Here is a 26,797-nt window from a genome sequence, read left to right as displayed (position 1 = left end):
AAATTCGCCACAAGACAGTACCTGTGAAAATTCTTGCCGCTTATTTATTTCCCGCCTCGCCTTACAGCAGGCGTTCAGCCGGGGTCTCTATGTGTCAGAAGATGTCTTTTTTCCTTGGCTTATGGCCCTTTTGGCAATTGCCAGAGCCGTCGGCGCAGGGTCGGCGGGAATAAATTTCAGTTCGTACCAGGTTCCGTTTTCATTGCTGACGACCAAGTTTGCGTTGATCTGACGCGCGAATCCGCGAATGAGCTGGATGCCAATTCCCTCCCGTCGAGTCCGGGACTCGGACGCGCGGCCCGCCTGCAGACCGATGCCATTATCGCCAAGACTGAGTTCAACTGTTCCTTCAGGATTTTTTCCATCATCGGCAAGGCGGCGGAGGGTGATTCGGATATGCCCTGAACGTCCATCCGGAAATGCATATCGCAGGGCGTTGCTGACGACTTCCGTGACGATCAGGGCGATAGGAACAGCCTGGTCCGGGGAAATCAGGACATGATCAATGTCGAGCTGAAGACGGATGCGTGTCTGCGTATTCATACCATTGGCGGAGAACAGCAGGCTGCACAGCTCCTCAAGGAAGTTTTGCACATCCAGCGCCGAGAGGCCGTTTTCCGAATAAAGATGACGGTGAAGGGTGGCGAGCGCGCGGACCCGGTCACGGACAAGCCGGAATTCTTCACGCGCTTCATGGGACCGGATACGGCTACCCTGCAAATTCAGCAAAGACGCCACGACCTGAAGGTTGTTTTTCACCCGGTGATGAATTTCGCGGATCAGATGGTCCTGATTCCGGGCGGAGCGTTCCAGTTCTTTTTCATGGCGGGTGAGACGGTGGGTCGCACGGAGGAAAGCACGGTCAAGGTGCCTGATCTCTAGGGGAATCGACTGATCAGTATGCGAATCGAATGGTGCTCCGCGTCTCCAGTTCGCAACCGCTGCAGCAAGTCTTTCCAGTGGATTGACCAAAAAATATCTTGCGCCCAGAGCTACAGCCAGCAGTTCCAGCACAAGCAGTCCCACAATAAGCCCGACTCTCAGGATAAAGATATTCAGCGCATGACTTTCCTGCGCCGTTCGCTCTGCAGCCACGACCAGACTGACGGAACCGTATGCGTTCTGCAGTACGTAGGTCACGTCCTTGCTGGTGAAGGCATCATGCAGGGTATTTGCGTGGGCATCCCTGAGAAGACGCTCAACTGCAGGCGCTGGTAGATCCGGAATATCCGTATAATCGAGGAAAAGCGGGTAAAGCGCACCGTCTCCCATCATCAGGAGGTGACGGGCATTGTCACTTGAGCCCAGCAGCAGACGTCCATCCCCTGCGGGCAGATGACTGCGTTGCCATCCCAGGGTCCGAACGGCAATGATATAGCCCGTAACGTCATTGTGACTGAGGATTGGCACCACGAAACGCAGAAGCGGCCCCCTGTTCCCTTTCAGAACGTCCACGCCGACGCTGGGATGAGGGATGACCGAGGTTATTGCAGGCTGTAGTTGTTCCGACCTGCAAATCTCCGGATCCTGCGTGGAAGGCGGCGGCAGGACAACGGAAGGTTTCCCCTGCGCGTCTGTCAGCATCAGGGAGCAGTAATGATGCTGGGAGATGATCTGGACCAGCCCGAATTCCCTCAGGGCATTACCGGAGGAAATATCCTCATCGGCCAGCATGTCCAGTGCCATGTGCGTCTGATCAAGATCGCTGGCAATTTCTGAAATCGCAATCTGGGCGTCACGTTCCGTACGGGCCAGACCATTTCCGACGTTCTGCTGATAACTGTGCCATGCCAGAAATGCAGCAATGGTCGCCAATGGAAGGGTAGCAGCAACGATCAGCGCCATAACCCTGGCGCCCACCGTATCAAGCATACGCAGGCTGCGAAGTCCTGACCAACCGCGTCGTCGGGAGGAACCTGAGGTCGAAGTCTGCTCGTTCTGGTCTGGCGAACCAGACCTGAAAAATTTCACTTGTTTCTGTCTTCCTCGATCAACCGAAGCAGTTCTTCGGGGATCGGCTCGTTGGCAACATCATCGAAAAGCTGATGAAGACCCCGGCTCAACCAGATGCCGAAGGGAGAATCCTGTTCCTCACCACTGTTCTGCTTTCCGGATGAGGTCTCGTAGTTATCTCCCCCGGTCATTGCCCTGTCTTGAACCTTTCCCTGATACCGAAAAACCAAACACTCATGCCTTTGCTGCTAACCATCGCGCGGAGCTTGAGTTCCATCAGAAAGGCTGTTTGTGAAATGAGCTGATCTGACCGGCTTACAAAAACGCGGGTCTCTCCGCAATCGCTTCTCGAGCGAAATGGAAAAAAGAGCGCCGCTGCCTATTTCACAGGATCAAGACAGAAAGAGATCTTCTGTCCCTTCTCCATTGCGACGACGGACATCCATCGCATCGCGCAGAGCTTTGACCTTTACGCGCAGTTTGTCATTGGCAGGGAGGTCACCGGTCATCCAAGCTTCCAGCTGACGGCGTGCACGGAAAACGCGGCTCTTGGCAGTACCGACGGCACAATCGGTTGCTTCGGCCAGCGCTTCGTAGCTCATGCCCTGAATAACAACCATCACAAGGGCTTCACGCTGGTCAGCCGGCAGACGTGACAGGGCCATCGAAAGATCCTTGAGAGCTAGGCTGTCTTCATGTGTTGGCGAGCTTGCAAAAGAAGAAGCTGGCACATCGTCAATATCCGTTGTCTCACGACGCTTGCGCAGATCTGAGATAAAACGGTTGCGAAGAATGCGATGCATCCATGCCGAGAAATTGGTGCCAGGAATGAAACTGTTCTGCGCGGCCAGAGCGTTGCACACGGCGTCCTGCACAAGGTCTTCGGCGGCGGCACGGTTTCGGGTCAGCGAAAGGGCCTGCACACGCAGTTTCGGAAGAATAGCAATGACCTGATCGTGGAACGTCATGGAACTTACTCCTGATTTCGTCCTGTTTTCATGAGATCAATGAACGGGCAATCAGGATCGTTGCATTCCGGGCGAAGAAATTTCTTGTCTATAATCCAGGAAAAGGAAAAACCTCAGAATCCAGCGAAAAATCAGATGCTTATTTTTTCAGGAGAGGACTGGTTTACGATTACGGAAAGCTGGGAACGGGCACGGGAGACGCGTGCTTTCATGGTTCCGGGAGGAACATCACAGATTGCGGCTGCATCCTCGTAGGACAGTTCCTGTGCACCGACCAGGATGATGGCTTCGCGCAGAAGTTCTGGAAGCTTCCAGAGAAGTTCTCCCAGATCCTGAACGGCGTCCCGGGCATTCTGGCGGGAGGGAGTCTCGGTAGAGGGAGGCAGGTCCATTTCAATGTCCTGCATGATCTCTTTTTCGCGCGAACTGCGTCGCCTGATCTCGTAAAATGTGTTTCTCTGAATTGTGAAGAGCCAGGCCTTGAGGGTTGTTCCTTCTTGAAACTGGGCCTGTGCTGCCAAGGCGCGAACGATTGTGTCTTGTACAAGATCGTCAGCCAGAACCGCATCTCGCGTCAGAAAACGCGCAAAACCCCGCAGATCCGGCAAGGCCTGCAGGAGGCGCCGGTGAAAGTTTCCCTTTCCGCCCTTATCAGATGCGGAGGGGCTTTCGGATGCGGGTGTGACCAGGGGAAAATCCTTTTTGTGACGCGGTAAAGATCGTCAGCTTGCAGGAGACTAGGCGAAATATGTCTCTCATGTCATGATGATTGTTCACTTCATTCTGTGAAATATGGTCTCTCCCTCTTACCGGGGCGAGAGGCTATGATTCTGAAACAAGGGCTGAGGACCATGATTGATTCGGCACGTCAGGAACTTATCAGGGCGCTGCCTTATGCCCGCCGCTTTGCCCGTGCCTTGTTGGGAGATCAGAAAGCTGGAGACCAACTTGTCGCGGTAGCGCTGAAAAGCCTCATGGAAAATCCCGCCGGTGAGCTTCCTCCGCGCTTTCGGCTTTACGGTCTTCTCGTCAGGGAATTTGCTGCGCAGGTTCCCGAGAATGTGGCGGGCATGTCTGTGATCCAGCGGGCGTTGCTGCTACTGACCTCTCTGGAAGAACAGTCCCTCTCCTCCGCTGCGCAGGCGCTCGACCTTCCTGAGGATGTGGCAGCAGAGGAACTGACGGAGGCACGGAAAGGACTGAAAGGCATTGCCCAGACCAGCGTTCTGATCATTGAAGACGAGCCCATCATTGCGATGGATATTCAGGATCTGGTTGAGCGGTGTGGTCATAGGATCGCCGGTGTTGCTCATACGGAGAGTGATGCCGTAAAGCTGGCAGATGAAACAAAGCCGGGTCTCATTCTGGCTGATATCAATCTGGGCGGCGGCGGCGATGGCATGCAGGCTGTTGGACGCATCCTGCGGCATCATCAGGCACCAGTCATTTTTGTAACGGCTTATCCTGAACGGCTCCTGACAGGAGAAGCCCAGGAGCCGTCTTTCGTCATCACGAAGCCTTTCGAGCCGATGACCCTGGCCGTTGCAACCTATCAGGCCGTAACAGGTGGCGTGAACGTCTGACCCTCTTTTATCGGGGACAGGGTCTCTTGCAGCCGAGGGCAGCCTGCGACACATAGACAGGCATGTCAGCACCTATCCTTCTCCTTCAGAATATCACCTATACTCTCGGCGGGCGCCCGCTCCTTGATGGAGCGGAGCTTGGCGTACAGCCCGGGGAACGGATCTGTCTTGTTGGACATAATGGTTCCGGAAAGTCGACTCTTCTGAAGATCGCTTCTGGAGAAATCGTACCGGATGATGGGACCCGTTTTGTCCAGCCGGGAATAAAAATTCATTATCTGGCACAGGAGCCTGATCTTTCAGCTTATTCTTCGACGTTTTCTTATGTTGCAGAAGATCTGGATGAGACGGAAAGCTACCGCGCGCGCGTCATGCTGTCCGAACTCGGTATGACGGGAGATGAGGACTGCGAAAATCTTTCAGGAGGTGAAGTCCGGCGGTGCGCCCTTGCACGGGCGCTGGCGGCGGAACCGGATCTCCTTCTGCTGGATGAGCCTACCAATCATCTTGATCTGCCCACGATCAGCTGGCTGGAAAAGGAACTGATTGCATCCCGTTCTGCGATGATTGTCATCAGCCATGACCGTCGCCTGCTTGAAACGCTCTCCAGAAGTGTGGTCTGGCTTGAACGTGGCATTACACGCCGGCTGGATCAGGGGTTTTCCCGTTACGAAAGCTGGCGGGATGAGGTTCTAGAGCAGGAAGAACGCGACGCGCACAAGCTTGATCGCCAGATCGCCCGCGAAGAAGACTGGATGCGATATGGCGTGACGGCTAGGCGCAAACGCAATGTCCGTCGGGTTGCTGAACTCGCCGGATTGCGGACTCAGAGACGGGAGATGGCATCCCGTGGGACGGGAACGCTTCGCATGGCAGCCATGGAAGCCGAAAGTGGTGGCAAGATCACTATTGCCGCGGAAAATCTGTCCTGGGCTTATGATGATCGCGCCATTGTACGAAACCTTGATCTGCGTCTTCTGAGGGGAGACCGTTTGGGGCTGGTTGGAGCGAATGGTGCTGGAAAGACAACTCTTCTTCGGCTGCTGACCGGACGGTTGGCACCGCAGGAGGGAACGGTTCAGATGGGACCATCCGTTTCTCTGGTGACGCTCGATCAGCAGCGGGAAAGCCTTGATCCTGAAAAGACGCTTGCTGACACGCTAACAGGTGGAAGTGGTGACATGGTGCAGGTCGGGGACGAAAAGCGTCATGTCATCGGATATATGAAGGAATTTCTGTTCCGCCCTGAACAGGCGAGAACACCGGTCGGCAAGCTGTCAGGCGGAGAGCGTGGGCGTCTGGCATTGGCCTGTGCGCTGGCAAAGCCTTCCAGCCTTATGGTGCTCGATGAGCCGACCAATGATCTTGATCTGGAAACGCTCGATCTTCTGCAGGAGATGCTGGCTGATTATGCTGGAACGGTGCTTCTTGTCAGTCATGATCGTGATTTTCTGGATCGCGTAGCGAGTTCGATTCTTGTGGCCGAAGGCAACGGAGATTGGATCGAATATGCGGGCGGCTATTCCGATATGCTGGCACAGCGGCGCGGAGAAGCGCCTGCAAAACGGCAGAGAGAACAGGACTCTTCTGAAAAAATTGCACCACAATCTGCTTTAAAAACAGAAAAGAAGTCCCAGAAGCTCAGTTATAACGATAAGCGCGCCCTTGATCTGCTGCCTGCTAAAATGGAGCAGTTCGAGAAGGACATCCAGACATATCGGAAGCTTCTGACTGATCCTAACCTGTATGCTCGTGACCCCAAGAAGTTCCAGACAGTCACTGACGCCCTCCTTGAGGCAGAAAATGCCCTGACGAAGGCTGAGGAAGAATGGCTGGAACTTGAAATGAAAAAAGAAATACTTGAAAATCAGTAACTTGTTTTAGAATTTTAGAGGAAATTTCAATCAGAGATCAGGCCTGAGTTTTCCATGATGTGCCGAGAGCGAGAGATGCTCCTGGTAACACGCAGGGCCGCGTCGAGAGCACGTATTCCGGCTTTAGCATCAACCAGTACCGGAGCGCCGTGAAGACATGAGGCCGCAAAAGCCTGATGTTCAGCCGCCAGATTGTCATGATCTTTCCAGCTTATGGCTTCGCGCCGAAAACCACCCGTGCCTGGTAGTGGCATTCCGCGTTCCCGTCCGATGAAACTCAGTTTGCGTTCCATGAAATCGGCGGAAAGATAGCCAGCCTGTGAAAACAGGCGCATGCGGCGTTCAGTCTTCAGAGAAATGCGGCTGGCGGTGATTGTTGCGACACATCCGTTTTCAAACCGGACACGGGCATTGGCGATGTCTTCGTGGGCGCTGGAAACGGCGGCCCCGAGAGCGTCGATATCAGCAATTGGGCTGTTTACGATGGAAAGGACAAGGTCGAGGTCATGAATCATGAGATCCAGAATGACTGAAACATCCGTACCACGCGGTTTGTAAGGGGCGATGCGGGTTGCCTCGATATAGAGCGGGCTTGTGATTCGCTGCGTGATCGCCTGGTGTTCCGCTGAATAACGCAGCAGATGCCCGACCTGCAGGACATTCCCGGTCTGGCGGGCTAGGTCAGCAAGGGCATGGGCTTCCTCCAGTGTTGCGGAGATGGGTTTTTCCACCAGAACATGCCGGTGCGCCTGAAGGGCCTGACTGGCCAGCGGGAAATGATACTCTGCCGGAGCCGCAATGATGACGGCATCCACAGCCGCCAGAAGGTCGCTGTAACTGGCACAGACTTCGCACTGTGCCTCTTTTGCCACAAGGGCTGCACGTTCTGGAACGGGATCATAGAGCCCGACAAGCTGTTCTGACGGATTTTCAGCGCTCTTAAGGGCATGAAACCGTCCAAAATGACCGGCACCCACGATGCCGACGCGAAGCTGTTGCCGTATGCTCATGAGCGAAGGATTATCAGTCGACGCCCTGAGCGCAAAGATGCTGGTCTGCAAGAAGGTGCAGAAAGGTTGCATCGGCAGGATGGAAACGGCATGGTCCCGCCCACGAAATAACGACCTGTCCACATCCGCCGAGGACGTCTCGACCTGATATGATGTATTACAGCCGGCTCAGATTGCTGGGCGTCATAGGCATCTGCCTGATCGGCGTTCTGCTGTGTCTGCCCAATTTCATGAAAGCGCCATCGCCTGCTCTGCCCTGGCGGCAGATCCATCTGGGTCTGGATCTGCGAGGTGGTTCCTACCTTCTGCTTCAGCTCGACCTGAAGTCTCTGGAACATGATCGCCTGCAATCCCTGCAGGATCAGGCGCGGCAGACGCTTCTTGACAAATCCCTTGGATACAGGGATTTCCGGAAAAACGACCAGACGGCCAGCCTGAGCTTTGCGCCGCGTTCCGAGGGCGAGCGGGCGGCTGATCTCATTGCCATGCAGGCGCTTCCCTCGGTTGTCCCGAACGAATTCCATGTTTCGGAACAGAATGGCCGTATCGTTCTCGCCCTGCAGCATGATGCGATGATGGCAAGAGCGCGCGAAGCTGTTGCGCAGTCCATTGAAATCGTGCGCCGTCGTATCGATGCGACGGGTGCCATTGACCCAAGCATCGCGCGCGAAGGCGATGACCGCATTGTGGTTGAACTCCCCGGTGTCAGTGATCCGGAACGTATCAAGTCTCTGCTGGGAACAACCGCCCGTCTGACGTTCCGTCTGCTGGCACCAAATCCCAGCGTGGCAAGTCCTGGCTCCACGATGCTGGAAGATGAAAGCACGCATTCGCAGGTTGCCGTTCAGGATCATGTCGATGTCGATGGTACCGATCTGACGAACGCGGGTGCCGTCATCGATCAGCAGAGCGGCGGATGGGCGGTGACGTTCCAGCTCAACAGCGCTGGCGCTACGGAATTTGCCAATGTCACGCGCGCCAATGTCGGCAAGCGCTTTGCCATTGTTCTCGATAACAAGGTGATCGAAGCTCCAAATATCATCAATCCGATCACGGCTGGCAGTGGTCAGATCACGGGTGGATTTGATGCCCGGAGTGCTTCGGATCTTGCGCTTCTGCTGCGTGCGGGTGCTTTGCCGGCCCCCCTCTCTGTTGTGGAACAGAGAACAATTGGCCCGAGCCTCGGCGCCGCGTCCATTCATGCCGGTATCATGAGCCTTGTGGTCGGACTGCTGCTGGTCGTGGTTTTCATGGTGCTGTTCTATGGTCGTTTTGGCCTGTACGCGGACGTTGCGCTTTTTGCCAACCTGATCCTCATGGTGGCCATCCTGTCCCTTTTCCAGGCGACACTGACGTTGCCTGGTATGGCCGGAATGCTGCTGACGCTGGGTATGGCCGTGGATGCCAATATTCTGATCAACGAACGTATCCGTGAAGAAGTGAAGCGTGGACGCGGTCCCCTTCAGGCTCTTCAGGCAGGTTTCGAGCGTGCAACAGGTACCATTATCGACAGTAACGCCACGGCCTTTCTGGCTCACGTCATGCTGTTCGTGTTCGGTACAGGGCCGGTGCGGAATTTCGCCCTGACGATCACCATCGGTATTGTCACGACCCTCTTCACGACGCTTCTGCTGTCACGGCTGCTTGTCGTACGGTGGTATGCACTCGCCCGTCCCAAAGAATTGCCGGTCTGAACGTCATGCTGTCACGTCCCCTGTTCCGTTTCGTCCGTGACGATCGACGCATTAATTTCATGCGTGGCCGTCACATGGGCCTGATTGTCTCGGCCGTTCTGTCCATTGCGTCCATTATCCTGTTTTTCGAGCCGGGCCTGAAGCTCGGTCTTGATTTCCGGGGTGGGATCGTCGTCGAGGCGCAGACGCCCGGTCCGGCCGATTTTGGTCAAATCCGTGCGGCTCTGTCGCAGGCTGGTATTCACCCTGACGCCGTGCAGGCTTTTGGCTCCCCGCGCGATGTCCGGATTGCCATCAATGCGCCCTCAGGTGCAGACCGCGAGGCCCAGACCCAGAAACTGGTTGATGGGGTCAAGCAGGCTGTCTCCAAGGTTGCACCTGGCACGCAGGTTCTTCGGGCGGACGCCGTCGGGGCTTCCGTATCGTCCGAACTTTTCCGGGATGGTCTGCTGGCTCTCGGCTTCAGCCTTGCCATGATCCTGATTTACATCTGGGTGCGTTTTGAGCGGGAGTTCGCCATCAGTGCGGTAGTGACGCTCATCCTAGATCTGACGAAGACGGTGGGTTTTCTGGCGGTTACCCGGTTTGAATTCGATCTTGTCATGGTGGCCGCACTGCTGACCATTCTGGGGTACTCTACAAACGACAAGGTTGTGGTCTATGACCGCATCCGCGAAAACCTGCGTAAATACCGCACAATGCCTCTGCGTGAACTGCTGGATCTTTCCATCAACGAGACACTGAACCGTACGCTGGGAACATCCATGACAGTCTTTCTTGCCGCGCTCCCTCTGGCTCTTTTCGGCGGAAGCACTTTGACTGGTTTCGCGACGGTCATGCTGTTCGGAATCGTGGTGGGAACATCCTCATCCATTTTTATCGCTTCTCCCCTGCTGCTTCTCATGGGTGAAAAGAGACTGCGCAAGGAAAGTGGCAGCGCCCCGAACTGACCTTTGGTCCGGGAAGGACGGCACAAAAAAACTGGCGCCTCAGGGCTGCCGGTTTTTTTGTGCTTCCGTGCTGGCGACACCATGTGACGGAGGCTGCGAAATATCTTTCAGAAGATCTTCCAGGGTAGCATCCGCCTGACGGTTCCCTGCCCTGTTCTGAAGGCGCATGGCGTTGATGGCAGCGATCTGGGCATTACGATCCAGCGCTACAAGTTGGCGGATATTCTCCGGTGTGATCTGACGCGTCATGATCGCACCCCGGGCCATACCATGCACGATGAGATAGGAATAAAGCCGGGCATTGGGAGAAGGCGCGACCCCCTCGATCTGAGGATGGATCGCACAGCTTGACAGTAATCCTCCCCCCAGAACCAGCAGGACTGCCTTGCGGAAGATGCGGTGCCGGAGGGAAGTTTTCATCAGGACGACGCTTTTCCGCTGGCCAGAAGGTCGCGGATCTGCGTCAGCAGAACTTCTTCCTTGCTGGGCGGCGGCGGCGCAGCGGGTGTGGCTTCTTCCTGGCGATGCAGCTTGCCAACGATACGCGTGACCCAGAAAACGAAGAACGCGACAATCAGGAACTGAATGACGGCGTTAAGGAAAACGCCAATATTGAGGGTAACAGCGCCGGCTTTCTGGGCATCAGCCAGTGTTGCTTCATGCGGCCCTTTAAGGGTGACGAAGATGTTGGAGAAATCGACGCCGCCTGTCAGCATCCCGATGACGGGCGTCAGAAGATCTTTCACTGCACTGTTGACGATGCCCGTGAAGGCTGCACCGATGACCACACCGACTGCCAGGTCAAGCACGTTGCCGCGCATGATGAACTTCTGGAAGTCGCTGACCCAGACCGGAGTATGAATGGACGGTGCATGCAGTCCATGTTTGCCGTCGTTCGTGTCGCTCATATCAAACCTTTCGTGAGGTACCGTGCGGGTACGGTCGCAGGCCTGACATCCGAGCCTGCTCTCAGCCAAGGGATAAACGGACTCTTGCGATCCAGTAAAGCGGCTTTCATCTGACAGCACTTTCCGTTATACGCGCCTGATGATTCGCTCCGGTCGGTATCGGGGCTTTCTTCCTGGAGTTAGAAATTCATGAAATCCGGCATTCACCCCGACTATCACGAGATCACCGTCATCATGACCGATGGCACGGAATACAAGACGCATTCATGCTACGGTCAGCCGGGAGCAACGCTGCGTCTGGACGTCGACCCGAAATCCCATCCGGCATGGACCGGCGTGCAGCGTATGCTCGACACCGGAGGACAGGTCGCCAAGTTCAACAAGCGTTTTGCCGGTATCGGTACGCGCACCAAGTAAGTTCTGCATCCTCCCTGAGGCACATCTCTTGAAAATGTGCCTGACAGGTTCCATCTGGATGACTGGTCATGATGCCTTTTGGGTCATGGCCAGTAAATCCATAGCAGTCTGCCAAGTAATGGGGGCTGCCTCAGATGATACCTGCCCTTGGAGGTTTCAATGACTTACGACTTCACGCCGCTGTTTCGCAGCGCCATCGGTTTCGACCGTCTTGCCCGTATGGCTGGAAATGCCGCCAATGCTCAGGCCGTTCCAAGCTATCCCCCGTACAATATTGAAAAAACCGGTGACGCGGATTACGCGCTCACGATGGCATTAGCTGGTTTTGCGCCTGAAAACGTTGAGGTTCTGCAGGAGGACAATACGCTTGTCATCCGGGGCAATGTTCCTGACGGAAACAGAAATCGTGACTGGCTTCATCGCGGGATTGCCACTCGCGCTTTCGAGCGGCGTTTTGTACTGGCTGATCATACGGAAATTGATCATGCCGAGTTGCAAAACGGTCTACTGACCATTGCCGTAAGGCAGGTTGTTCCGGAAAGCGCGACGTCCCGTCGCATCCCGATCCAGACCGGAACCACGTCCTCCTGCGTAGAATCCATTCAGGCTGCCTGATCGGAAGGTAATGAATTTATCAGGCGGCACCGGTGTAAACCGGTCCCGCTTCGATATTGGTTCTTGACCGTGGATGGGTAGTAGCCCATATCCAGTTTCTTAATCGCCGTGCATCCAGCAGGTGCCGCGATCATCTCCCGTGTCGGGTTTTCCTTGCCGGGTACGCCAATCGGTGCCTGCGTTTGCTGGCCCATTCGCGCCCCAAAAGGAACGCATTGACATGACCCTTCCCCTGATGCCCAAGGCCACGGCCGTCTGGCTTATCGAGAAGACCGGGCTGACATTTACCCAGATTGCTGAATTCTGCGGGATGCATCCGCTGGAAGTTCAGGCGATTGCTGATGGGGAAGTTGCAGCGGGTATCAATGGTTATGATCCCGTCAAAAATCACCAGTTGTCCGAAGCCGAGATCAAGCGCTGTGAAGCCAATTCAGAAGCCCGGCTGAAAATCCTGCCATCTGCCAGTCCGGTTAAGAAACGGACCAAAGGTGCCCGTTACACGCCAGTGGCCAAGCGGAATGATCGTCCGGACGCGATTGCATTCATCCTGCGTCAGTTTCCACAGCTTTCCGAGGCACAGATCGTCAAGCTGCTGGGAACGACGAAGGACACCATCATCAAGGTGCGTGACCGTCAGCACTGGAACAGCGCCAACATCAAGCCGCGTGATCCGGTCATTCTGGGACTTTGCACACAGACGGATCTCAACGCAGCTGTCAACGCTGCCAATGACCGTCTTGCCCGCGACGGACAGGCTCTTCCGGTTGTGGACAGTTATGCTACCGCTGGTGACGGGCAGGACTGAAAAGCAACACCACCGGAGTAACGGGGAATATACTTTGTTCCCCGTTCTGATGAGACCTACTGGCCTGATCCCCGCGCATTATGGTAGGGAACTGAAATGATGGACAGGCTCTCCTGTCTTACCATTCTGCCCTGACCCTGCTCCGGGATCGACAACATGCTGACTGACAACAATGCCGCCATGCTGAAGCGTCTGCATGAATTGCGGAGCGAGCATCGTGATCTTGACACGGTCATTGAACGTCTGATCCATCATCCCCTCAACCAGCTCCAGCTTCAGCGCCTCAAGAAGCGCAAGTTGCAGCTCAAGGACGAGATCGCCTGGATCGAGACCCGTCTCATCCCGGACAACATTGCCTGAATGAGCCAGACCCTTTCTTCTTCCGACGATGTCCTTCAGGACGCCTCCAGCCTTCGCGTAGGCGTCATCATGGGAAGCCAGTCCGACTGGGAAACCATGCGCCATGCCTGCGAAGTGCTTGATGAACTTGGCATATCCCACGAACGACGGATCGTTTCCGCGCATCGGACGCCTGACAGACTTGTCGAATACGCCAAGACAGCGCGCAAACGGGGATTACAGGTCATTATTGCCGGCGCAGGCGGGGCGGCCCATCTGCCTGGCATGTGTGCAGCATGGACGACATTGCCTGTCCTAGGGGTTCCAGTGGAAAGCCGTGCTCTTCATGGGCAGGATAGTCTACTATCCATTGTCCAGATGCCTGGCGGCGTTCCGGTGGGGACACTTGCCATCGGGAAAGCGGGGGCAACAAATGCCGGTCTGCTCGCCGCCTCCATCCTGTCTCTCTCCAGTGCCGAAATTGCGGCGCGCTTGGAAGCATGGCGAGCGACACGCACTGCAGCCGTCGGGGATGTGCCGGTCGAATGAGCCAGAAAGACGTTTTTTTGCCCGGTTCCACGATTGGAATCATAGGAGGGGGCCAACTCGGGCGTATGTCTGCGGTCGCGGCGTCCAAGCTGGGTTATCGGGTTCATATTCTTGATCCGGTTGCTGATTGTCCGGCCTCGGAAGTAACGGCATCCATTACGCTCGGCTCCTATGATGATCCACAGGCGCTGCGGGATTTTGCAGCACATTGTGACGTTGTGACATTCGAATTTGAAAATATCAGTGCTGAAGGTCTCACTCTTCTGGAAGCGCTCCGGCCAGTCCGGCCGGCTGGTGATATTCTGCGGATCAGTCAGGACCGGATCATTGAAAAGACACGACTGACCAAAGCAGGTGTCAGAGTAGCGCCCTGGCGTTCGGTCCGGAGTCAGGATGATCTGGACGGTCTCGCAGAAGAGATCGGTTTCCCTCTGATTCTCAAGACAACCCGTTTCGGATATGACGGCAAAGGGCAGTTTCGTGTCCAGACGGCGTCTGATCTTGCAGGTCTTTCAGATCTTCCCTATCCGCTCGTTGCGGAGAAGATGATCGACTTCGAACGCGAAGTCAGCGTGATGGTTGTCCGCGGACAGGATGGAACAGTCCGTTGCTTCGATGTGGCCGAAAACCGTCATCGTGATGGTATTCTCGATGTGACTATGGCGCCTGCACGCATCATGCCGGATCTGGCCCGGCAGGCACAGGATATGGCGATGAAAATTGCCGAAGAGCTGGGTCTGGTTGGCATCATGGGTGTTGAAATGTTTCATGCCGCCGATGGTCGTCTGCTTGTTAACGAAATTGCTCCGCGCCCGCATAATTCAGGCCACTGGACCATGGATGCATGTCTGGTGGACCAGTTCGAGATGCATGTGCGGGCTGTCGCCGGTCTGCCTCTTCCGCCTGCGTGCCGTCATTCCGATGCTGTCATGCACAATCTGATCGGACCGGAAGATATGGCCTGTGTGCCAGCCATTCTTGCGACAGATGGTACGTCCCTGCATCTGTACGGAAAAAAGGAAGCGCGTCCCGGTCGGAAGATGGGGCACGTCAATACGATTTTCCCACGGGGCGGTTTGCCGGGAGATCTGGGTCTGGAAGATCTGCTCCCCTTACGGCGATAGGATCTGGTTTTCAGAACAGGCCTTTTTGCCGGAAACTGGTGTGCTGTCCGTTGCCGATAATGAAATGATCGGCCAGATTCACACCGACCACATTCAGCGCTGCCTGAACCTGAAGAGTCATCTGTATATCTGCGTCAGAAGGCGTGGGATCGCCGCTGGGATGATTATGAACAAGCACCAGCGAGGTTGCGGCGATCTCCACGGCGCGTCTTGCGACTTCTCGCGGATAAACCGGAGTGTGATTGACTGTTCCCCTCGCCTGCGCTTCATCTGCGATCAGTCCGTTCCGGCTGTTCAGAAACAGGATGCGGAACTGCTCGATATTTTCCCGCGCCAGACGGGCCGTGAGATAATCCAGAAGTTTTTCTTCGTTATCAAGAAGATCTGCGTCCGGCAGGCGGGCACGATTGTAACGAAGGGCTGCTTCCTGAAGGACGGCCATCATGGGAATCATGTGCATTCCCATAGTGCGGATGGATTCCAGTTCCTGATGACTGGCTGACAGGACATTGGCTAGGGTTCTGAAGCGGGTTGTCAAAGCCTGGGAAAGTTCTGCGGTACCCTCTTCGCGCCCGGTGAAAAGCCGCGTCATCAGATAGAGCAGTTTATCGTCTGGCAGATGCCTTCCGCGCCCTGTCAGCAGGGCAATAGGAGCAGATGGATAGGACGGGTCTTCTCTTTCTCTGGCCGTGCTGTCCTGTCCTGGTGGCTCCAGAACCGTAGAATCGCTCATAGCAGCCCTTCTCCCCTCAGGCTGACGGGGTGGCCGGTGGCGGTCAGCAGAACGTCATGGAGCGTAATGGCCAGTGGGCGCATGGCGCAGTCTAGTGCTCTGGCTGGCTGGGCGTAATGGATGGGCGCTTTTCCGGGCTGGACATGGAAACCGATCAACGCAGTGGCATGAAGTTGCAGGGCACGTATTGCAATGGAGCGATTTCGTTCCGGAATGTCCTGGGTGGCAGGAACCGCTTCATCGGCAAGAAGCCGGTTGCGATTATCGAGATACAGAAGGCGGAACTGTTCAGAGATGCTGTCTTGAAGAGCGGTATCGAGGTAGTCGAGAAGCTGTTCCCAGTTTCCAAGCGTGGGCCTTTCACGCTGCTCGGACGAAGCAAGACGTTCTGCCGCGATAGCTGGCAGACGCAGGACCCGGATCGTGTCATCGCCCAGACCTGCTGCTCGTAATTCGGCTGTAGGCGCCCGAAAAACGTCGATCAGGCCACCGAAATGGGTCATGAGTCCCTTTGCCAGTGGCTTGGTGTCCCGGCGGGGAATGCCTGCAAAAAGCAGCATTTCCAGAATTTCATAATCAGCTAGCGTGTGGGCGCCATTTGCCAGAACACGCGCTCTCATCCGGGCGCGATGTCTTTTCGGGCTTGCGCCACGTGTCAGATCGATCCGGGAGGGTGTATTGGCCATGCAGGCATCTCACTCTATATCGGGAGTGTGCCGCAAGACCCTCTGATCCCCACTCCCGATTATCTTTCCCGCCTCAATCCCGAACAGCGACGGGCCATCGAGACGACGGAAGGACCGCTTCTCATTCTGGCAGGTGCCGGTACGGGCAAGACGCGCGTTCTGACGACCCGTTTCGCGCATATCCTGCTGACCGGGCGCGCCTATCCCAGCCAGATCCTGGCCGTGACCTTCACGAACAAGGCCGCGCGGGAAATGCGCGAACGTGTCAGCGCCATCCTGGGTGAGCCTGCGGAAGGATTGTGGCTGGGAACGTTCCATTCCATCTGTGCCCGGATGCTACGTCGGCATGCGGAATATGTCGGCCTGACAAGTGGTTTCACCATTCTGGATACGGACGATCAGTTGCGTCTGCTCAAGCAGGTCATGGAGCCCTGGCGCATTGATACCAAACGCTGGCCACCCAACCAGCTCTTGGGTATCATCCAGCGCTGGAAGGATCGGGGTCTGACGCCAGAGAGGGTCACCCCCGCTGAGGATAGTGACTTCGCCAATGGTCATGCACTCGCTATTTACAGGTCTTACCAGCAGCGTCTGAGAGAGCTGAACACCTGTGATTTTGGCGATCTCATGCTCCACATGGTGGAGATCCTGCGTGGGCAGCCCAATGTGCTGGCGCAGTACCATCGGATTTTTCGCTATATTCTGGTCGATGAATATCAGGACACCAACACTATCCAGTATCTCTGGCTGAGGCTTCTGGCAAAGCGGGAAAACGCTCCATCCAACATCGCCTGCGTCGGGGATGACGACCAGTCCATCTATTCATGGCGTGGGGCAGAGGTGGAAAACATCCTGCGCTTTGAAAAGGATTTTCCGGGGGCGAAGGTTGTCCGCCTGGAGCGGAACTATCGCTCTACGGCCCAGATTCTTGCTGCGGCTGCCGGGCTTATCGCCCATAATGAAGGACGTCTTGGCAAGACCCTAAGGCCCGGACGCGAAGACGCGCAGGGTGAGCGTGTCCAGATTATCGGCGTCCGGGATTCCGATGAGGAAGCACGGATGGTGGGAGGCGCCATCGAGCGTCTGCGTGCTGATGGGCATTCCCTGTCGGAAATCGCCATTCTGATGCGTGCCGGTTTTCAGACGCGCCCGTTCGAAGAGCGCCTCATGACGATCGGTATCCCCTATCGTGTGGTCGGTGGCCTGCGGTTTTACGAGCGGGCGGAAATTCGTGACTGCATGGCGTACATGCGTGTCCTGTCACAGCCTTCGGATGATCTGGCCTTTGAACGCATCATCAATGTTCCCAAAAGAGGTGTGGGCGCTGTTGCCGTACAGAAACTGCACGTTCAGGCACGCGCCCTTCCCGGCCCGTTGACGGCTGCAGTAAGCTGGCAGATCGATCAGGGCACCCTGAAGGGCAAATCGAAAGAGGCGCTGACGGGTCTCATGGCGGCGTTCCAGCGGGCGCATGACACACTGGAAAAGGAAGGTCATGTCGTTGCAGTGGAGCAACTGCTTGAAGACAGTGGCTACCTTCAGATGTGGCGCGATGACCGTTCGGTGGAAGCGCCCGGACGTCTTGATAATATCCGCGAACTTCTGAGGGCCATTGGTGAGTTCGGAACGCTGGCGGGCTTTCTTGAGCATGTGGCTCTTGTCATGGATACGGAAAGCGATCTGTCAGATGACAAGGTCAGCCTCATGACACTGCATGGTGCGAAAGGGCTGGAATTCGATACGGTTTTCCTTCCCGGATGGGAGGAAGGTGTGTTCCCGTCCCAGAGGTCTCTGGATGAAGGGGGAAACCGTGCACTCGAGGAAGAGCGACGTCTGGCGTACGTGGGGCTGACCCGTGCGCGTCGGCGGGCAATCGTTCTTCATGCGGCCAGCCGCCGGATTTACGCGAACTGGCAGTCTTCCATGCCAAGCAGGTTCATCGAGGAAATTCCTTCCGAATACGTTCAGGTTACGGGCCAGTCTTTCGAAAGCCGGCGTCAGGCGGCAGCCATGCCTTCCATGTTTGCCTCCGGCCCCCTGACCAGCCGGCGTCCGGCCCGGTTTCAGACTTCAAGCCCAAAAATTACGGATATTCAGGCAGAATCTTCTATTCCTGTTGGCGCAACTGTTTTCCATCACAAGTTCGGGGAAGGCATCGTCATTGCGGCAGACGGGAACCGGCTGGAAATCAACTTTGAAAAGGACGGCATCAAGCGCGTCATGGCAAACTTCGTGGAGATCAGATCGTGATGGCACCCCGTAGCATTGGCCGTCGTCATGCCACTGCGCTAGAGACCCTGACCATCACGGTGGAAGAGGAATTTGTTCCCCTGTTTGAGCAGGCGCTGATGTGTGTCTGTGAAACCGTAGGGATCTTTGAAGCTGACGATGCGCAGAAATACTGGCGCCTCGAAGGCGTTAAGGATACGGGATACAGGGAAGATGAACTGGAAAGCGCCCTTGCGGTCGCGCGTCTTCTGACCGGGTGTGATGCCGAACTGATCCGTATTCCTACGGAATCGGAAGGCTGGCTGGCCCGGACCTACGAATCTTTTCCCCAGCAGGACGTCGGAAAACGCTTTGCCATTCGTGGCACTCACCTTCAGGAGCAGCCTGATCGCTCCCGCCTGACGATCACCCTGGATGCGGGTATTGCTTTCGGTTCGGGTGAGCATGGTTCAACGCGCGGCTGTCTGCGCGCTCTTGAGTTGGTGGTCCATCGCAGGCCGCAGCGGATCCTCGATATGGGATGTGGGTCCGGGATTCTGGCTATGGCGGCGGCAAGCCTGCTGCACCGGCCTGTTCTGGCAGTGGATATCGAACCCTGGTCTGTACGGACTGCGCAACTGAACGCCCGTCTGAACGGACTGGGTAATCTGTTAGAGTGCCGTTTCGGGAATGGGTGGAGCACGGCAGCGGTTCGTGCCAATACGCCCTATGATCTGGTGTTCGCCAATATTCTTGCTCGTCCACTGTGCCGCATGGCGCAGTCCCTTGCACTGAATCTGGCGCCGAGAGGGACAGCCATTCTGGCAGGTCTGCTGGATACACAGGCCAATATGGTGCTGGCAGCGCATCGGCGCCAGGGTCTGGTTCTGGAACGTAAATTGCGCGAAGGCGATTGGGCGACACTAATCCTACGTCGCCGTAGTTAGAATGTCGGTCACGATCCGTGAGGCATGGGAGCAGGATCTTCCGGAAATCCTGTCCATCACGAATGACGCTATCGAGAAGACGGACGCCTTGTGGATCAGTACGCCTTTCACGCTGGCGCAGCGCCGTCAGTGGTTTGAAGAGCGCAGAGCCCGCGGCTTTCCCGTGCTGGTTGCTGTTGATGAGACGGACCACGTGATCGGGTATGGCTCTTATGGTCCGTTCCGCGCCTTTGAGGGGTATGCGAAAACGGTCGAGCATTCCCTTTATGTCGCTCCCGTATGGCAGGGGCACGGAACAGGACAGCAGCTTCTCGCAGGTCTGCGGGATCATGCAAAAGTAGCCGGATTTCATGTCATGGTAGCAGCTATCACGGCAGGAAATGCCCCGTCCATTGCTCTGCACCGTCGTTTCGGCTTTCAGGAAAACGGTACTCTTCCCCAGGTTGGCCAGAAAAATGGCCGCTGGCTTGACCTTCTGTTCATGACACTTTGTCTTGAGACTGTTCCTCAAACGGAAAAGGATTTTTCATGAGCCTTTCCTCCATTCCCCTTCGTGAGCGTCCTGCCCTTGTGCGCAAGGCCTGTAAGGCACTCGGAATTGACGGCTTCATCATTCCCCGTGGCGACGAGTATCTGGGAGAATATGTTGCGGCTTCTTCTGAGCGTCTGGCATGGCTGACGGGCTTCGCAGGCAGTGCCGGGCTTGCAGTGCTTTTGCAGGACCAAGGCGCCGTATTCTCGGATGGGCGTTATACCGTCCAGATGGAGGAGCAGGTTCCCCATGAACTCTGGGAACGCCGGCATGTGCAGCTTGAACCGGTGTCAGACTGGCTGGCTCAGCATGCCCAGGGACTAAAAATAGGCTACGATCCACGTCTTGTCAGTCGTTCCATGCTGACGTCATGGCTGGCGGACGGTGTGGATCTGGTTGCGGTCGAGAGCAACCCTGTCGATCAGGCCTGGACGGACCAGCCTGCGCCTCCGGGAAACGCCATTGTGGATCATCCGCTGGAATTTGCCGGGGAAACCAGCGAAAGCAAACGTCACCGCCTCGCGCAGGAACTCAGCAAGGTCGGGCAGGACGCTGTCGTTCTGGCAGACTGTACGTCTCTGGCATGGTTGCTGAACATTCGGGGTAGTGATGTGCCATTGACCCCCGTAGCCCATGGATACGGGATTCTTCATGCTGACGGAAAAGCGGAACTGTTCGCGGAGCCCGACCGTCTGGCACCAGGACTGGCGAAGGCTCTGGGCGCGGAAGTTCAGGTCTCGCCCCCTGCCCGGCTCGAAAAGCGGCTGGATATTTTCAGGGGGCGCAAGGTCCGTCTGGACCCCGTCACCACACCCGTCTGGTTTGAAAACACCCTGCGGGCTGCCGGTGCGACAACGGTCGATGGGAATGATCCTTGCACTCTTCCAAAAGCCATCAAGAACACGGTCGAGCAGGAAGGAGCCCGCAAGGCTCATGCGCTTGACGGGATAGCAATGGCGCGCTTCCTCCATTCTGTTGCAACATCGGGTACAGGTGAACACGAAACCACCCTCGTTGACCGTCTGAATGCAACCCGTTTGCGTGCCACTGAATATCGTGAACAGAGTTTCGATGCGATTTCGGCCGTTGGACCGAATGGTGCTTTTCCGCACTACAGGGCAACAGTTGGGAAAGACCGTGTTCTCGGGCCGGACAGTGTCTATCTGATTGATAATGGAGGACAGTATCCGTTCGGTACGACTGACATTACACGTACGGTCTGGGTTGGACCGGGTGCTCCGCCGCAGAAAGTCCGGGACGCATTCACCCGCGTTCTGAAGGGCAATATCTCCCTCTCCCGCGTGCGTTTCCCGTCTGGGACTACCGGTCATCGTCTGGATGTTCTAGCGCGCGCTGCCTTGTGGCAGGTCGGTATGGATTACGACCATGGTACGGGCCATGGCATTGGAAGCTATCTGTCCGTCCATGAAGGTCCGCAGAACATCTCGCCAGCTTATCGTCCGGTCGCTTTGGAGGCAGGCATGATCGTTTCCAACGAACCAGGTTATTACGAGCCGGGCGAATATGGCATCCGTACCGAAAACCTGATGCTTGTCCGCAAATCACGATACGAAGGCCGGAAAGGCACGTTTCTGGAATTCGAGATCCTGAGTTACACCCCAATTGACCGGGCATTGATTGACGTATCTTTGCTGGATGACGACGAAATTGACTGGCTGAATACCTATCATGCCGAGGTTCTAAAACGCGTTAGCCCACAGGTCGAGCCCGAGGTCAGGGAGTGGCTTGAAAAGGCATGTCTGCCGTTGCAGCGGTAAAACGCATCGCTGTGTAAAAACTTTCTTCATACTTTCCGGTCATAAATGCGCCCATGACCGGAAAGTACTGTCATTTTCTTGTTCTGTTATGGGCCTGTGTCTCACAGGGCTACGCTGCGGAAAGTATTTCTGCCTGTCGTGAAGCCGTCAGTGTCGCGGAAAGGCAAGCAGGTATTCCTTCCCGGCTGCTGGATGCAATCAGCAGGGTAGAGAGCGGACGGCGCAGTCCGGACGGGAACACGGTCATAGCATGGCCGTGGACCATAAATGCCGCAGGACACGGTTATTTCTATGCCTCCAAAGATGAAGCCGTCGAAGCCGTACAGGCATTCCAACAACAGGGAGTTGTCTCGATTGATGTCGGGTGCATGCAGATCAACCTGCATCATCACCCTGATGCTTTTCGGTCGCTGGAAGACGCTTTCGATCCTGAAGCCAATGCCCGTTATGGTGCCCGGTTCCTGACAGATCTCTTTGAGCGGTTGCATGGGTGGGAAGGTGCCATAGCGGCCTACCATTCTTTAACGCCAGCCTTGGGCGCCGAATATGAACGTCATGTGATGGCGATCTGGCACGGACAGCCGGATAATTATCGCCCACCGGATTTCCTGCCTCAGGTGATCATGACAGCAAACGGCCCCCAGGTGATCATGCCGTCCTTTTCATCCTCTGCTACTTTTCCCAAGCATGGCGCCTCTTTTGATCCGAGAATGCTTCCGGATGCCGCTGCACATGTTCCCAGAGTCGTGTACGGGCCCCCTCCCCGGATTATCCGTCATGACGACAGGGGGCAGGGAATGTTTGCTGGGAATGGCCATGGCGGCCGGGATCTGGCTTCTTATCGGGCTCACCCCATCCATCTGGCCTGGTGATCAATAGCCAGACCACCCTCCACCATAACCTGCATAGGCACCATGAGAATATTTATGGTGCGGGCGGCTGGATGCAGAATCTTGTGAATGTTGGCTGCAACCGCTCAGAATGAACAGTAAAATCATAAAAACGCCAAAGGAACGCATCATCCATCAGAAGCCTTTGAATTTTGTCAGTGCTGTAAAAGAAGCCATAACAGGAGATGATACAGATAGAGCAGGAGATGATAGAGCGCTTTGACCAGCGCGATAAGGCCAAGGATAAGGTCCGTTGGACCAAAAGCCGTAATGCGGATTATCAAAAATTCTGTTCCGATAGCTGGGGAGCAGAAGAGTGTGACGCTATATATTTAGAAAGTGAAACAGAATTTCTTGATATTTTGTTACTGAAAACGTCATTTTTCTCTTATCAATAGGACCATTTCCTCTTTCTTCTTGATTATTTTCTATAAATCTTCAGTTTCTCGTTAGGGGAAATGCACTTTCCCAAGAAATTACATCACGCATAACAAGAATGCGGCTTAGGGCCTGTTAGACTTTAAATGACAGAATGGCAGGAAGAATCCACGCATCTGCCAGATACCGTCAAGTAACCATCTTCCGCACGGACAAAGCCCCTCACACCGCAGCGAAACTGAGCAGTTACTTAGCCGTCAATAGCGATAAGATGTGCGTCGCACTGTTGCATAGAATCTCAGGCAAACGCACGTTTCTTGTTTTACGAGAGATATGGCTTGGCCTACAGCGCCTAATTCTTTGATTTTATTGAATTTTCAGAAGCGCGCTGGCGGAGGGGATGGGATTCGAACCCACGATACGAATTTCTTCGTATAACGGTTTAGCAAACCGCCGCCTTCAGCCTCTCGGCCACCCCTCCGCACTTTTACGCGGTTTTACACGGCGTTTGCAGAAGCGTTCTTAAGGGGGAACCGCGTTGCGGTCAAACCCCTCAAGACACTTTTTTTGCTTCTCTACTCAGAAAGCAGCTTTTTCAGCATTTCGTTGACCATAGCCGGATTGGCTTTTCCTTTCATGGCCTTCATTGTCTGCCCAACAAAGAAGCCGAACAGCTTGTCTTTGCCGCTCTTGTATTCCGCGACTTTATCGGCATTTGCGGTCAGAATATCGCGGATGGCGTTTTCGATAGCACCAGTGTCCGTAACCTGACGCAGGCCTTTGCGTTCGACAATGGCAGAGGCAGTCTCGCCTGTCTCGACCATGTCTTCCAGAACTTCCTTGGCGATTTTCCCGTTGATCGTCGAATCCGAGATCAGAGCAAGAAGCTCACGCAATCCTGCCGCACTGACAGGACTGTTTTCAATGGATCGGCCTGTCCGATTCAGCGCGGCAAAAAAATCACCCAGGATCCAGTTTGTAGCCAGCCGAGCATCTGCGCCCCTTGCAACAGCCTCATAAAAATCGGCAATAGCCTGTTCTGCGGTCAGGACGCCTGATTCGTAACGGCTGACACCATATTCCTGCTCAAGTCGTTCACGCTTGGCTTCCGGTAGTTCGGGAAGCCCGCTTTTCAGTTCATCAACCCAGCTTTGTTCGAAAACAAGCGGCAGAAGGTCAGGGTCGGGAAAGTAGCGGTAATCGTGCGCATCTTCCTTGGAGCGAAGCGAGCGTGTTTCACTACGGACATGATCAAACAGGCGTGTTTCCTGATCGACTTCTCTTCCGGCTTCCCAGACTTCAATCTGACGCTGTGCCTCGACCTCGATAGCCTGCATCACAAAGCGGACGGAGTTTACGTTCTTGATTTCACACCGTGTCCGGTAACCAGTTTCGCCTGGCTTGCGAACTGACACATTGACGTCCGCGCGCATGGACCCTTCTTCCATGTTGCCGTCACAGGTGCCGATATAACGCAGGATCTGACGCAGTTTGCGCAGATAGGCTCCCGCTTCTTCCGGAGAACGAATATCCGGTTCGCTGACGATTTCCATCAGCGCGACGCCTGCGCGATTCAGGTCGATGAAGGATCGGGTAGGATCCTGGTCATGGATTGATTTCCCGGCATCCTGCTCCAGATGAAGGCGTGTAACGCCGATTTCGCGCGTTTTCCCATCCGCAAGATCAACAAGTACGACACCCTTGCCGACAATAGGATGAGCAAACTGGCTGATCTGATAGCCGGTTGGAAGATCCGCGTAGAAGTAGTTCTTGCGGTCGAAGCGGCTGAAAAGATTGATTTCAGCGTTCAGACCAAGACCGGTCCGTATGGCCTGGGCAACGCATTCCCGGTTCAGGGTCGGCAACATGCCCGGGAAGCCGGCGTCGATCAGGCTGACATGCGTGTTGGGTTCACCGCCATAAGTCGCGGAAGCACCCGAGAACAGCTTGGCGTTGCTGATGACCTGTGCATGAACTTCCAGTCCGACCACGATTTCCCATTCGCCGGTGCTGCCGGTGATACGATAGCTCATGCCGACACTCCTGCATGGATGGCGGGTCTATGGGTAAACGATGCAGCCTGCTCAATGACATGACCGGCAGCAAGCAGCGTTTCTTCGTCGAAAAACTTTCCGATCAACTGAAGACCAAGCGGCACCCCCTGTGCATCAAGGCCAGCTGGCACCGAAAGAGCCGGAACGCCCGCCATGCTGGCCGGAACCGTAAAGACGTCATTCAGATACATCTGCACCGGATCGGACGGCTTTTCATCCTGCGCGAATGCACCGGAAGGAGCAGTCGGGGTCAGGATCACGTCAACCTTTTCATAGGCCGTCAGGAAATCCCGCTGGATCAGGGTACGGACCTTCTGCGCTTTCAGATAATAGGCATCGTAATAACCGGAAGACAGAACGTGCGTGCCAATCAGGATGCGACGTTTGACTTCCTCTCCGAAACCGGCCGCGCGGGTTGCTTCATACAGACCGTCCAGGGAGGCAGCTCGGACACGCTCTCCGAAACGGACGCCGTCATAGCGTGCCAGATTGGAGGAGGCTTCTGCCAGTGCCGCGATATAGTAGGTAGGTAGGCCGTATTTTGTATGCGGGAGTGAAATTTCGACAATTTCAGCGCCAGCATCTGTGAGCCAGTTGATACCCTGCTGCCACAGCGCTTCAATTTCCGCCGGCATGCCCGAAGAATGGTATTCCTTGGGGATACCCACGCGCAGACCTTTGACCCCACGGGTCAGAGCCGCTTCGTAGTTCGGGACCGCAATATCAACGCTGGTGGAATCGCGTTCGTCGAAGCCTGCCATGGATTCGAGCAGAATGGCGCAATCCTGAAGGTTGCGGGCCATGGGGCCGGCCTGATCCAGCGAACTGGCAAAGGCAATCGTCCCGAACCGTGAGCAACGGCCATAGGTGGGCTTGATCCCGGCAATTCCAGTAAAGGCCGCCGGCTGACGGATGGAGCCCCCCGTATCCGTACCCGTTGCACCCAGCACAAGACCAGCCGCGACCGCCGCGGCAGATCCACCGGACGACCCTCCCGGCACCAGCTTCGCGTCAGAACCGTTTCGTTTCCAGGGGTTTTCAACTGGCCCAAAGGCAGATGTCAGGTTTGCAGACCCCATGGCAAACTCATCAAGATTCAGTTTGCCGAGGAAAACCGCTCCGTCACGCAGGAGATTGGACGTAACGGTACTTTCGTAGGGTGGAACAAAATTGCCGAGGATTCTGCTCGCGGCAGTCGTGCGGACATCCTTCGTGCAGAAGAGATCCTTGATCCCAAGCGGAATACCGCAGAGTTTCCCTCCCTCACCTTTTGCCAGCGCGCTATCGGCGGCTTTGGCGGCGATACGGGCCTGCTCCGGTGTGCGTGTGATGAAGGTGTTAAGACGGTCATCCAGACGATCAATGGCGTCGATATGAGCATCCGTCAGTTCAGCGGCGGAGATCTTGCGTGTCCTGAGGGCGTCACGGGCCGAGGCCAACGTGAAATCATGAATACCGGACATTATTCAACCACCTTCGGAACCGTGAAGAATGGACCTTCGCGGTCCGGTGCGTTGGAGAGGACAGCATCACGGCAATTGCCGTCTGTTACCCTGTCTTCCCGAAGGCGTGGTTTGGCGAGACCTGTTCCGATCATGGGAGGAACGTCCGAAACGTCCACTTCGTTGAGCTGTTCGACCCAGTCTATGATCGAGCCCATTTCCCTGCCAAGGATTTCAACTTCTGATGGCTCAAGGCCGATCCGGGCCAGTCTGGCAATGCGCGTGACTGTTTTCGCGTCGAGCGACATGAACATTCCTGAGTAAGAGGAAATTTTATGGTGGCTTTTCAGCCGTCGTCCG

Annotated in this window: 28 protein-coding genes and 1 tRNA gene; 16 read left to right on the top strand and 13 right to left on the bottom strand. The window is 55.7% G+C overall.

The features are described from left to right. Positions 1 to 87: 87 nt before the first annotated feature. The 4 genes from GMO_RS05770 to GMO_RS05760 form a co-directional block, all read right to left on the bottom strand. Positions 88 to 1,872: a sensor histidine kinase gene (locus tag GMO_RS05770; RefSeq protein ID WP_008851373.1), complete on the bottom strand. Its 1,785-nt coding sequence runs from the start codon at positions 1,870 to 1,872 to the stop codon at positions 88 to 90. A gap of 95 nt (positions 1,873 to 1,967) precedes the next feature. Further along, positions 1,968 to 2,144, bottom strand: coding sequence for a NepR family anti-sigma factor (locus GMO_RS14385; protein ID WP_008851372.1), 177 nt, complete (start codon positions 2,142 to 2,144; stop codon positions 1,968 to 1,970). 201 nt (positions 2,145 to 2,345) lie between these two features. Beyond that, on the bottom strand, positions 2,346 to 2,921 hold the full coding sequence (locus GMO_RS05765; RefSeq protein ID WP_008851371.1) for a sigma-70 family RNA polymerase sigma factor: 576 nt from the start codon (positions 2,919 to 2,921) through the stop codon (positions 2,346 to 2,348). Positions 2,922 to 3,052: 131 nt separating this feature from the next. Then, entirely contained in the window at positions 3,053 to 3,529 is a 477-nt protein-coding gene (locus tag GMO_RS05760; protein WP_008851370.1) for a sigma-70 family RNA polymerase sigma factor, read from the bottom strand. A gap of 243 nt (positions 3,530 to 3,772) precedes the next feature. Between GMO_RS05760 and GMO_RS05755 the strand changes: the two genes are divergently transcribed. Together GMO_RS05755 and GMO_RS05750 are read left to right on the top strand one after the other, a co-directional pair. After that, on the top strand, positions 3,773 to 4,504 hold the full coding sequence (locus tag GMO_RS05755) for a response regulator (RefSeq protein ID WP_008851369.1): 732 nt from the start codon (positions 3,773 to 3,775) through the stop codon (positions 4,502 to 4,504). A gap of 62 nt (positions 4,505 to 4,566) precedes the next feature. Next, positions 4,567 to 6,378: an ABC-F family ATP-binding cassette domain-containing protein gene (locus tag GMO_RS05750; protein ID WP_008851368.1), complete on the top strand. Its 1,812-nt coding sequence runs from the start codon at positions 4,567 to 4,569 to the stop codon at positions 6,376 to 6,378. Between the two features lie 26 nt (positions 6,379 to 6,404). Here the strand turns inward: GMO_RS05750 and GMO_RS05745 are convergent, their stop codons facing one another. Beyond that, on the bottom strand, positions 6,405 to 7,388 hold the full coding sequence (locus GMO_RS05745) for a Gfo/Idh/MocA family protein (protein ID WP_008851366.1): 984 nt from the start codon (positions 7,386 to 7,388) through the stop codon (positions 6,405 to 6,407). A gap of 152 nt (positions 7,389 to 7,540) precedes the next feature. Between GMO_RS05745 and secD the strand changes: the two genes are divergently transcribed. Both secD and secF read left to right on the top strand, forming a co-directional pair. Next, positions 7,541 to 9,082, top strand: a complete 1,542-nt coding sequence (gene secD / locus GMO_RS05740) for a protein translocase subunit SecD (RefSeq protein ID WP_008851365.1) — start codon at positions 7,541 to 7,543, stop codon at positions 9,080 to 9,082. 5 nt (positions 9,083 to 9,087) lie between these two features. Next, the gene (gene secF / locus GMO_RS05735; RefSeq protein WP_008851364.1) at positions 9,088 to 10,032 is read left to right on the top strand and encodes a protein translocase subunit SecF; all 945 of its coding nucleotides are present in this window, start codon (positions 9,088 to 9,090) and stop codon (positions 10,030 to 10,032) included. Positions 10,033 to 10,071: 39 nt separating this feature from the next. Here the strand turns inward: secF and GMO_RS05730 are convergent, their stop codons facing one another. Together GMO_RS05730 and mscL are read right to left on the bottom strand one after the other, a co-directional pair. Continuing rightward, positions 10,072 to 10,452, bottom strand: coding sequence for a hypothetical protein (locus GMO_RS05730; RefSeq protein ID WP_008851363.1), 381 nt, complete (start codon positions 10,450 to 10,452; stop codon positions 10,072 to 10,074). Further along, entirely contained in the window at positions 10,452 to 10,940 is a 489-nt protein-coding gene (gene mscL, locus GMO_RS05725; RefSeq protein ID WP_008851362.1) for a large conductance mechanosensitive channel protein MscL, read from the bottom strand. Before mscL ends, GMO_RS05730 begins: the two co-directional genes overlap by 1 nt. A 189-nt stretch (positions 10,941 to 11,129) precedes the next feature. Here mscL and rpmE point away from each other — a divergent pair, with 189 nt between their 5' ends. The 6 genes from rpmE (at position 11,130) to GMO_RS05695 (ending at position 14,789) form a co-directional block, all read left to right on the top strand. Continuing rightward, on the top strand, positions 11,130 to 11,357 hold the full coding sequence (gene rpmE, locus GMO_RS05720) for a 50S ribosomal protein L31 (RefSeq protein ID WP_008851361.1): 228 nt from the start codon (positions 11,130 to 11,132) through the stop codon (positions 11,355 to 11,357). Between the two features lie 159 nt (positions 11,358 to 11,516). Next, positions 11,517 to 11,972: an Hsp20 family protein gene (locus GMO_RS05715; RefSeq protein WP_008851360.1), complete on the top strand. Its 456-nt coding sequence runs from the start codon at positions 11,517 to 11,519 to the stop codon at positions 11,970 to 11,972. Between the two features lie 220 nt (positions 11,973 to 12,192). Next, positions 12,193 to 12,777 (top strand): DUF1013 domain-containing protein, encoded by a 585-nt coding sequence (locus tag GMO_RS05710; RefSeq protein WP_008851359.1) that lies wholly within the window; start codon positions 12,193 to 12,195, stop codon positions 12,775 to 12,777. Between the two features lie 156 nt (positions 12,778 to 12,933). Then, a complete protein-coding gene (locus tag GMO_RS13870; RefSeq protein WP_008851358.1) occupies positions 12,934 to 13,137 on the top strand; it encodes a YdcH family protein in 204 nt (67 codons plus the stop codon). Continuing rightward, positions 13,138 to 13,665 (top strand): 5-(carboxyamino)imidazole ribonucleotide mutase, encoded by a 528-nt coding sequence (gene purE / locus GMO_RS05700; RefSeq protein WP_008851357.1) that lies wholly within the window; start codon positions 13,138 to 13,140, stop codon positions 13,663 to 13,665. It begins immediately after the preceding gene. Then, complete coding sequence (locus GMO_RS05695; protein WP_040508345.1) at positions 13,662 to 14,789, top strand: 5-(carboxyamino)imidazole ribonucleotide synthase; 1,128 nt, start codon at positions 13,662 to 13,664, stop codon at positions 14,787 to 14,789. Before purE ends, GMO_RS05695 begins: the two co-directional genes overlap by 4 nt. 10 nt (positions 14,790 to 14,799) lie before the next feature. Here GMO_RS05695 and radC read toward each other — a convergent pair whose 3' ends face one another. Together radC and GMO_RS05685 are read right to left on the bottom strand one after the other, a co-directional pair. Next, positions 14,800 to 15,522: a RadC family protein gene (gene radC / locus GMO_RS05690; RefSeq protein WP_008851355.1), complete on the bottom strand. Its 723-nt coding sequence runs from the start codon at positions 15,520 to 15,522 to the stop codon at positions 14,800 to 14,802. Next, on the bottom strand, positions 15,519 to 16,208 hold the full coding sequence (locus tag GMO_RS05685; RefSeq protein ID WP_008851354.1) for a JAB domain-containing protein: 690 nt from the start codon (positions 16,206 to 16,208) through the stop codon (positions 15,519 to 15,521). Before GMO_RS05685 ends, radC begins: the two co-directional genes overlap by 4 nt. A gap of 27 nt (positions 16,209 to 16,235) precedes the next feature. Between GMO_RS05685 and GMO_RS05680 the strand changes: the two genes are divergently transcribed. The 6 genes from GMO_RS05680 (at position 16,236) to GMO_RS05655 (ending at position 22,961) form a co-directional block, all read left to right on the top strand. After that, entirely contained in the window at positions 16,236 to 18,458 is a 2,223-nt protein-coding gene (locus GMO_RS05680) for an ATP-dependent helicase (RefSeq protein ID WP_008851353.1), read from the top strand. Next, positions 18,458 to 19,363 carry a 50S ribosomal protein L11 methyltransferase gene (locus GMO_RS05675; protein WP_008851352.1) on the top strand — a complete coding sequence of 302 codons (906 nt, stop codon included), beginning with the start codon at positions 18,458 to 18,460 and terminating at the stop codon, positions 19,361 to 19,363. The genes GMO_RS05680 and GMO_RS05675 overlap by 1 nt, the downstream gene beginning before the upstream one ends. A gap of 1 nt (position 19,364) precedes the next feature. Continuing rightward, entirely contained in the window at positions 19,365 to 19,895 is a 531-nt protein-coding gene (locus GMO_RS05670) for a GNAT family N-acetyltransferase (RefSeq protein ID WP_008851351.1), read from the top strand. Then, entirely contained in the window at positions 19,892 to 21,673 is a 1,782-nt protein-coding gene (locus GMO_RS05665; RefSeq protein WP_008851350.1) for an aminopeptidase P family protein, read from the top strand. The genes GMO_RS05670 and GMO_RS05665 overlap by 4 nt, the downstream gene beginning before the upstream one ends. A 53-nt stretch (positions 21,674 to 21,726) precedes the next feature. Next, on the top strand, positions 21,727 to 22,545 hold the full coding sequence (locus GMO_RS05660; RefSeq protein ID WP_008851349.1) for a lytic transglycosylase domain-containing protein: 819 nt from the start codon (positions 21,727 to 21,729) through the stop codon (positions 22,543 to 22,545). Between the two features lie 203 nt (positions 22,546 to 22,748). Then, entirely contained in the window at positions 22,749 to 22,961 is a 213-nt protein-coding gene (locus tag GMO_RS05655) for a hypothetical protein (RefSeq protein ID WP_040508343.1), read from the top strand. A 369-nt stretch (positions 22,962 to 23,330) separates the two neighbouring features. Here the strand turns inward: GMO_RS05655 and GMO_RS05650 are convergent. From GMO_RS05650 to gatC, 4 genes are all read right to left on the bottom strand, one after another. After that, a tRNA-Ser gene (locus tag GMO_RS05650) sits at positions 23,331 to 23,422 on the bottom strand. Positions 23,423 to 23,516: 94 nt separating this feature from the next. Next, positions 23,517 to 24,974, bottom strand: a complete 1,458-nt coding sequence (gatB, locus tag GMO_RS05645) for an Asp-tRNA(Asn)/Glu-tRNA(Gln) amidotransferase subunit GatB (protein ID WP_008851346.1) — start codon at positions 24,972 to 24,974, stop codon at positions 23,517 to 23,519. Continuing rightward, a complete protein-coding gene (gatA, locus tag GMO_RS05640) occupies positions 24,971 to 26,458 on the bottom strand; it encodes an Asp-tRNA(Asn)/Glu-tRNA(Gln) amidotransferase subunit GatA (protein WP_008851345.1) in 1,488 nt (495 codons plus the stop codon). Before gatA ends, gatB begins: the two co-directional genes overlap by 4 nt. Then, positions 26,458 to 26,745, bottom strand: coding sequence for an Asp-tRNA(Asn)/Glu-tRNA(Gln) amidotransferase subunit GatC (gene gatC, locus GMO_RS05635; RefSeq protein WP_040508489.1), 288 nt, complete (start codon positions 26,743 to 26,745; stop codon positions 26,458 to 26,460). Before gatC ends, gatA begins: the two co-directional genes overlap by 1 nt. Positions 26,746 to 26,797: the final 52 nt, after the last annotated feature.

It is taken from the genome of Gluconobacter morbifer G707 (genome assembly GCF_000234355.1).
Lineage (GTDB): Bacteria > Pseudomonadota > Alphaproteobacteria > Acetobacterales > Acetobacteraceae > Gluconobacter > Gluconobacter morbifer.
This window is presented reverse-complemented; position numbering and strand designations above follow the sequence as displayed.

What these genes read in the sequence shown, in the direction of transcription:
- mscL (WP_008851362.1), bottom strand. Translation starts at nt 10,940, where the DNA reads ATGAGCGACACGAACGACGGCAAACATGGACTGCATGCACCGTCCATT.
- gatC (WP_040508489.1), bottom strand. Translation starts at nt 26,745, where the DNA reads ATGTCGCTCGACGCGAAAACAGTCACGCGCATTGCCAGACTGGCCCGG.
- GMO_RS05670 (WP_008851351.1), top strand. Translation starts at nt 19,365, where the DNA reads ATGTCGGTCACGATCCGTGAGGCATGGGAGCAGGATCTTCCGGAAATC.
- radC (WP_008851355.1), bottom strand. Translation starts at nt 15,522, where the DNA reads ATGAGCGATTCTACGGTTCTGGAGCCACCAGGACAGGACAGCACGGCC.
- GMO_RS05660 (WP_008851349.1), top strand. Translation starts at nt 21,727, where the DNA reads ATGACCGGAAAGTACTGTCATTTTCTTGTTCTGTTATGGGCCTGTGTC.
- GMO_RS05770 (WP_008851373.1), bottom strand. Translation starts at nt 1,872, where the DNA reads ATGCTTGATACGGTGGGCGCCAGGGTTATGGCGCTGATCGTTGCTGCT.
- purE (WP_008851357.1), top strand. Translation starts at nt 13,138, where the DNA reads ATGAGCCAGACCCTTTCTTCTTCCGACGATGTCCTTCAGGACGCCTCC.
- GMO_RS05730 (WP_008851363.1), bottom strand. Translation starts at nt 10,452, where the DNA reads ATGAAAACTTCCCTCCGGCACCGCATCTTCCGCAAGGCAGTCCTGCTG.
- gatA (WP_008851345.1), bottom strand. Translation starts at nt 26,458, where the DNA reads ATGTCCGGTATTCATGATTTCACGTTGGCCTCGGCCCGTGACGCCCTC.
- secF (WP_008851364.1), top strand. Translation starts at nt 9,088, where the DNA reads ATGCTGTCACGTCCCCTGTTCCGTTTCGTCCGTGACGATCGACGCATT.
- GMO_RS05710 (WP_008851359.1), top strand. Translation starts at nt 12,193, where the DNA reads ATGACCCTTCCCCTGATGCCCAAGGCCACGGCCGTCTGGCTTATCGAG.
- secD (WP_008851365.1), top strand. Translation starts at nt 7,541, where the DNA reads ATGTATTACAGCCGGCTCAGATTGCTGGGCGTCATAGGCATCTGCCTG.
- GMO_RS14385 (WP_008851372.1), bottom strand. Translation starts at nt 2,144, where the DNA reads ATGACCGGGGGAGATAACTACGAGACCTCATCCGGAAAGCAGAACAGT.
- GMO_RS05655 (WP_040508343.1), top strand. Translation starts at nt 22,749, where the DNA reads ATGATACAGATAGAGCAGGAGATGATAGAGCGCTTTGACCAGCGCGAT.
- rpmE (WP_008851361.1), top strand. Translation starts at nt 11,130, where the DNA reads ATGAAATCCGGCATTCACCCCGACTATCACGAGATCACCGTCATCATG.
- GMO_RS05695 (WP_040508345.1), top strand. Translation starts at nt 13,662, where the DNA reads ATGAGCCAGAAAGACGTTTTTTTGCCCGGTTCCACGATTGGAATCATA.
- GMO_RS05755 (WP_008851369.1), top strand. Translation starts at nt 3,773, where the DNA reads ATGATTGATTCGGCACGTCAGGAACTTATCAGGGCGCTGCCTTATGCC.
- GMO_RS05715 (WP_008851360.1), top strand. Translation starts at nt 11,517, where the DNA reads ATGACTTACGACTTCACGCCGCTGTTTCGCAGCGCCATCGGTTTCGAC.
- GMO_RS05750 (WP_008851368.1), top strand. Translation starts at nt 4,567, where the DNA reads ATGTCAGCACCTATCCTTCTCCTTCAGAATATCACCTATACTCTCGGC.
- GMO_RS05745 (WP_008851366.1), bottom strand. Translation starts at nt 7,388, where the DNA reads ATGAGCATACGGCAACAGCTTCGCGTCGGCATCGTGGGTGCCGGTCAT.
- GMO_RS13870 (WP_008851358.1), top strand. Translation starts at nt 12,934, where the DNA reads ATGCTGACTGACAACAATGCCGCCATGCTGAAGCGTCTGCATGAATTG.
- GMO_RS05685 (WP_008851354.1), bottom strand. Translation starts at nt 16,208, where the DNA reads ATGGCCAATACACCCTCCCGGATCGATCTGACACGTGGCGCAAGCCCG.
- gatB (WP_008851346.1), bottom strand. Translation starts at nt 24,974, where the DNA reads ATGAGCTATCGTATCACCGGCAGCACCGGCGAATGGGAAATCGTGGTC.
- GMO_RS05665 (WP_008851350.1), top strand. Translation starts at nt 19,892, where the DNA reads ATGAGCCTTTCCTCCATTCCCCTTCGTGAGCGTCCTGCCCTTGTGCGC.
- GMO_RS05765 (WP_008851371.1), bottom strand. Translation starts at nt 2,921, where the DNA reads ATGACGTTCCACGATCAGGTCATTGCTATTCTTCCGAAACTGCGTGTG.
- GMO_RS05675 (WP_008851352.1), top strand. Translation starts at nt 18,458, where the DNA reads ATGGCACCCCGTAGCATTGGCCGTCGTCATGCCACTGCGCTAGAGACC.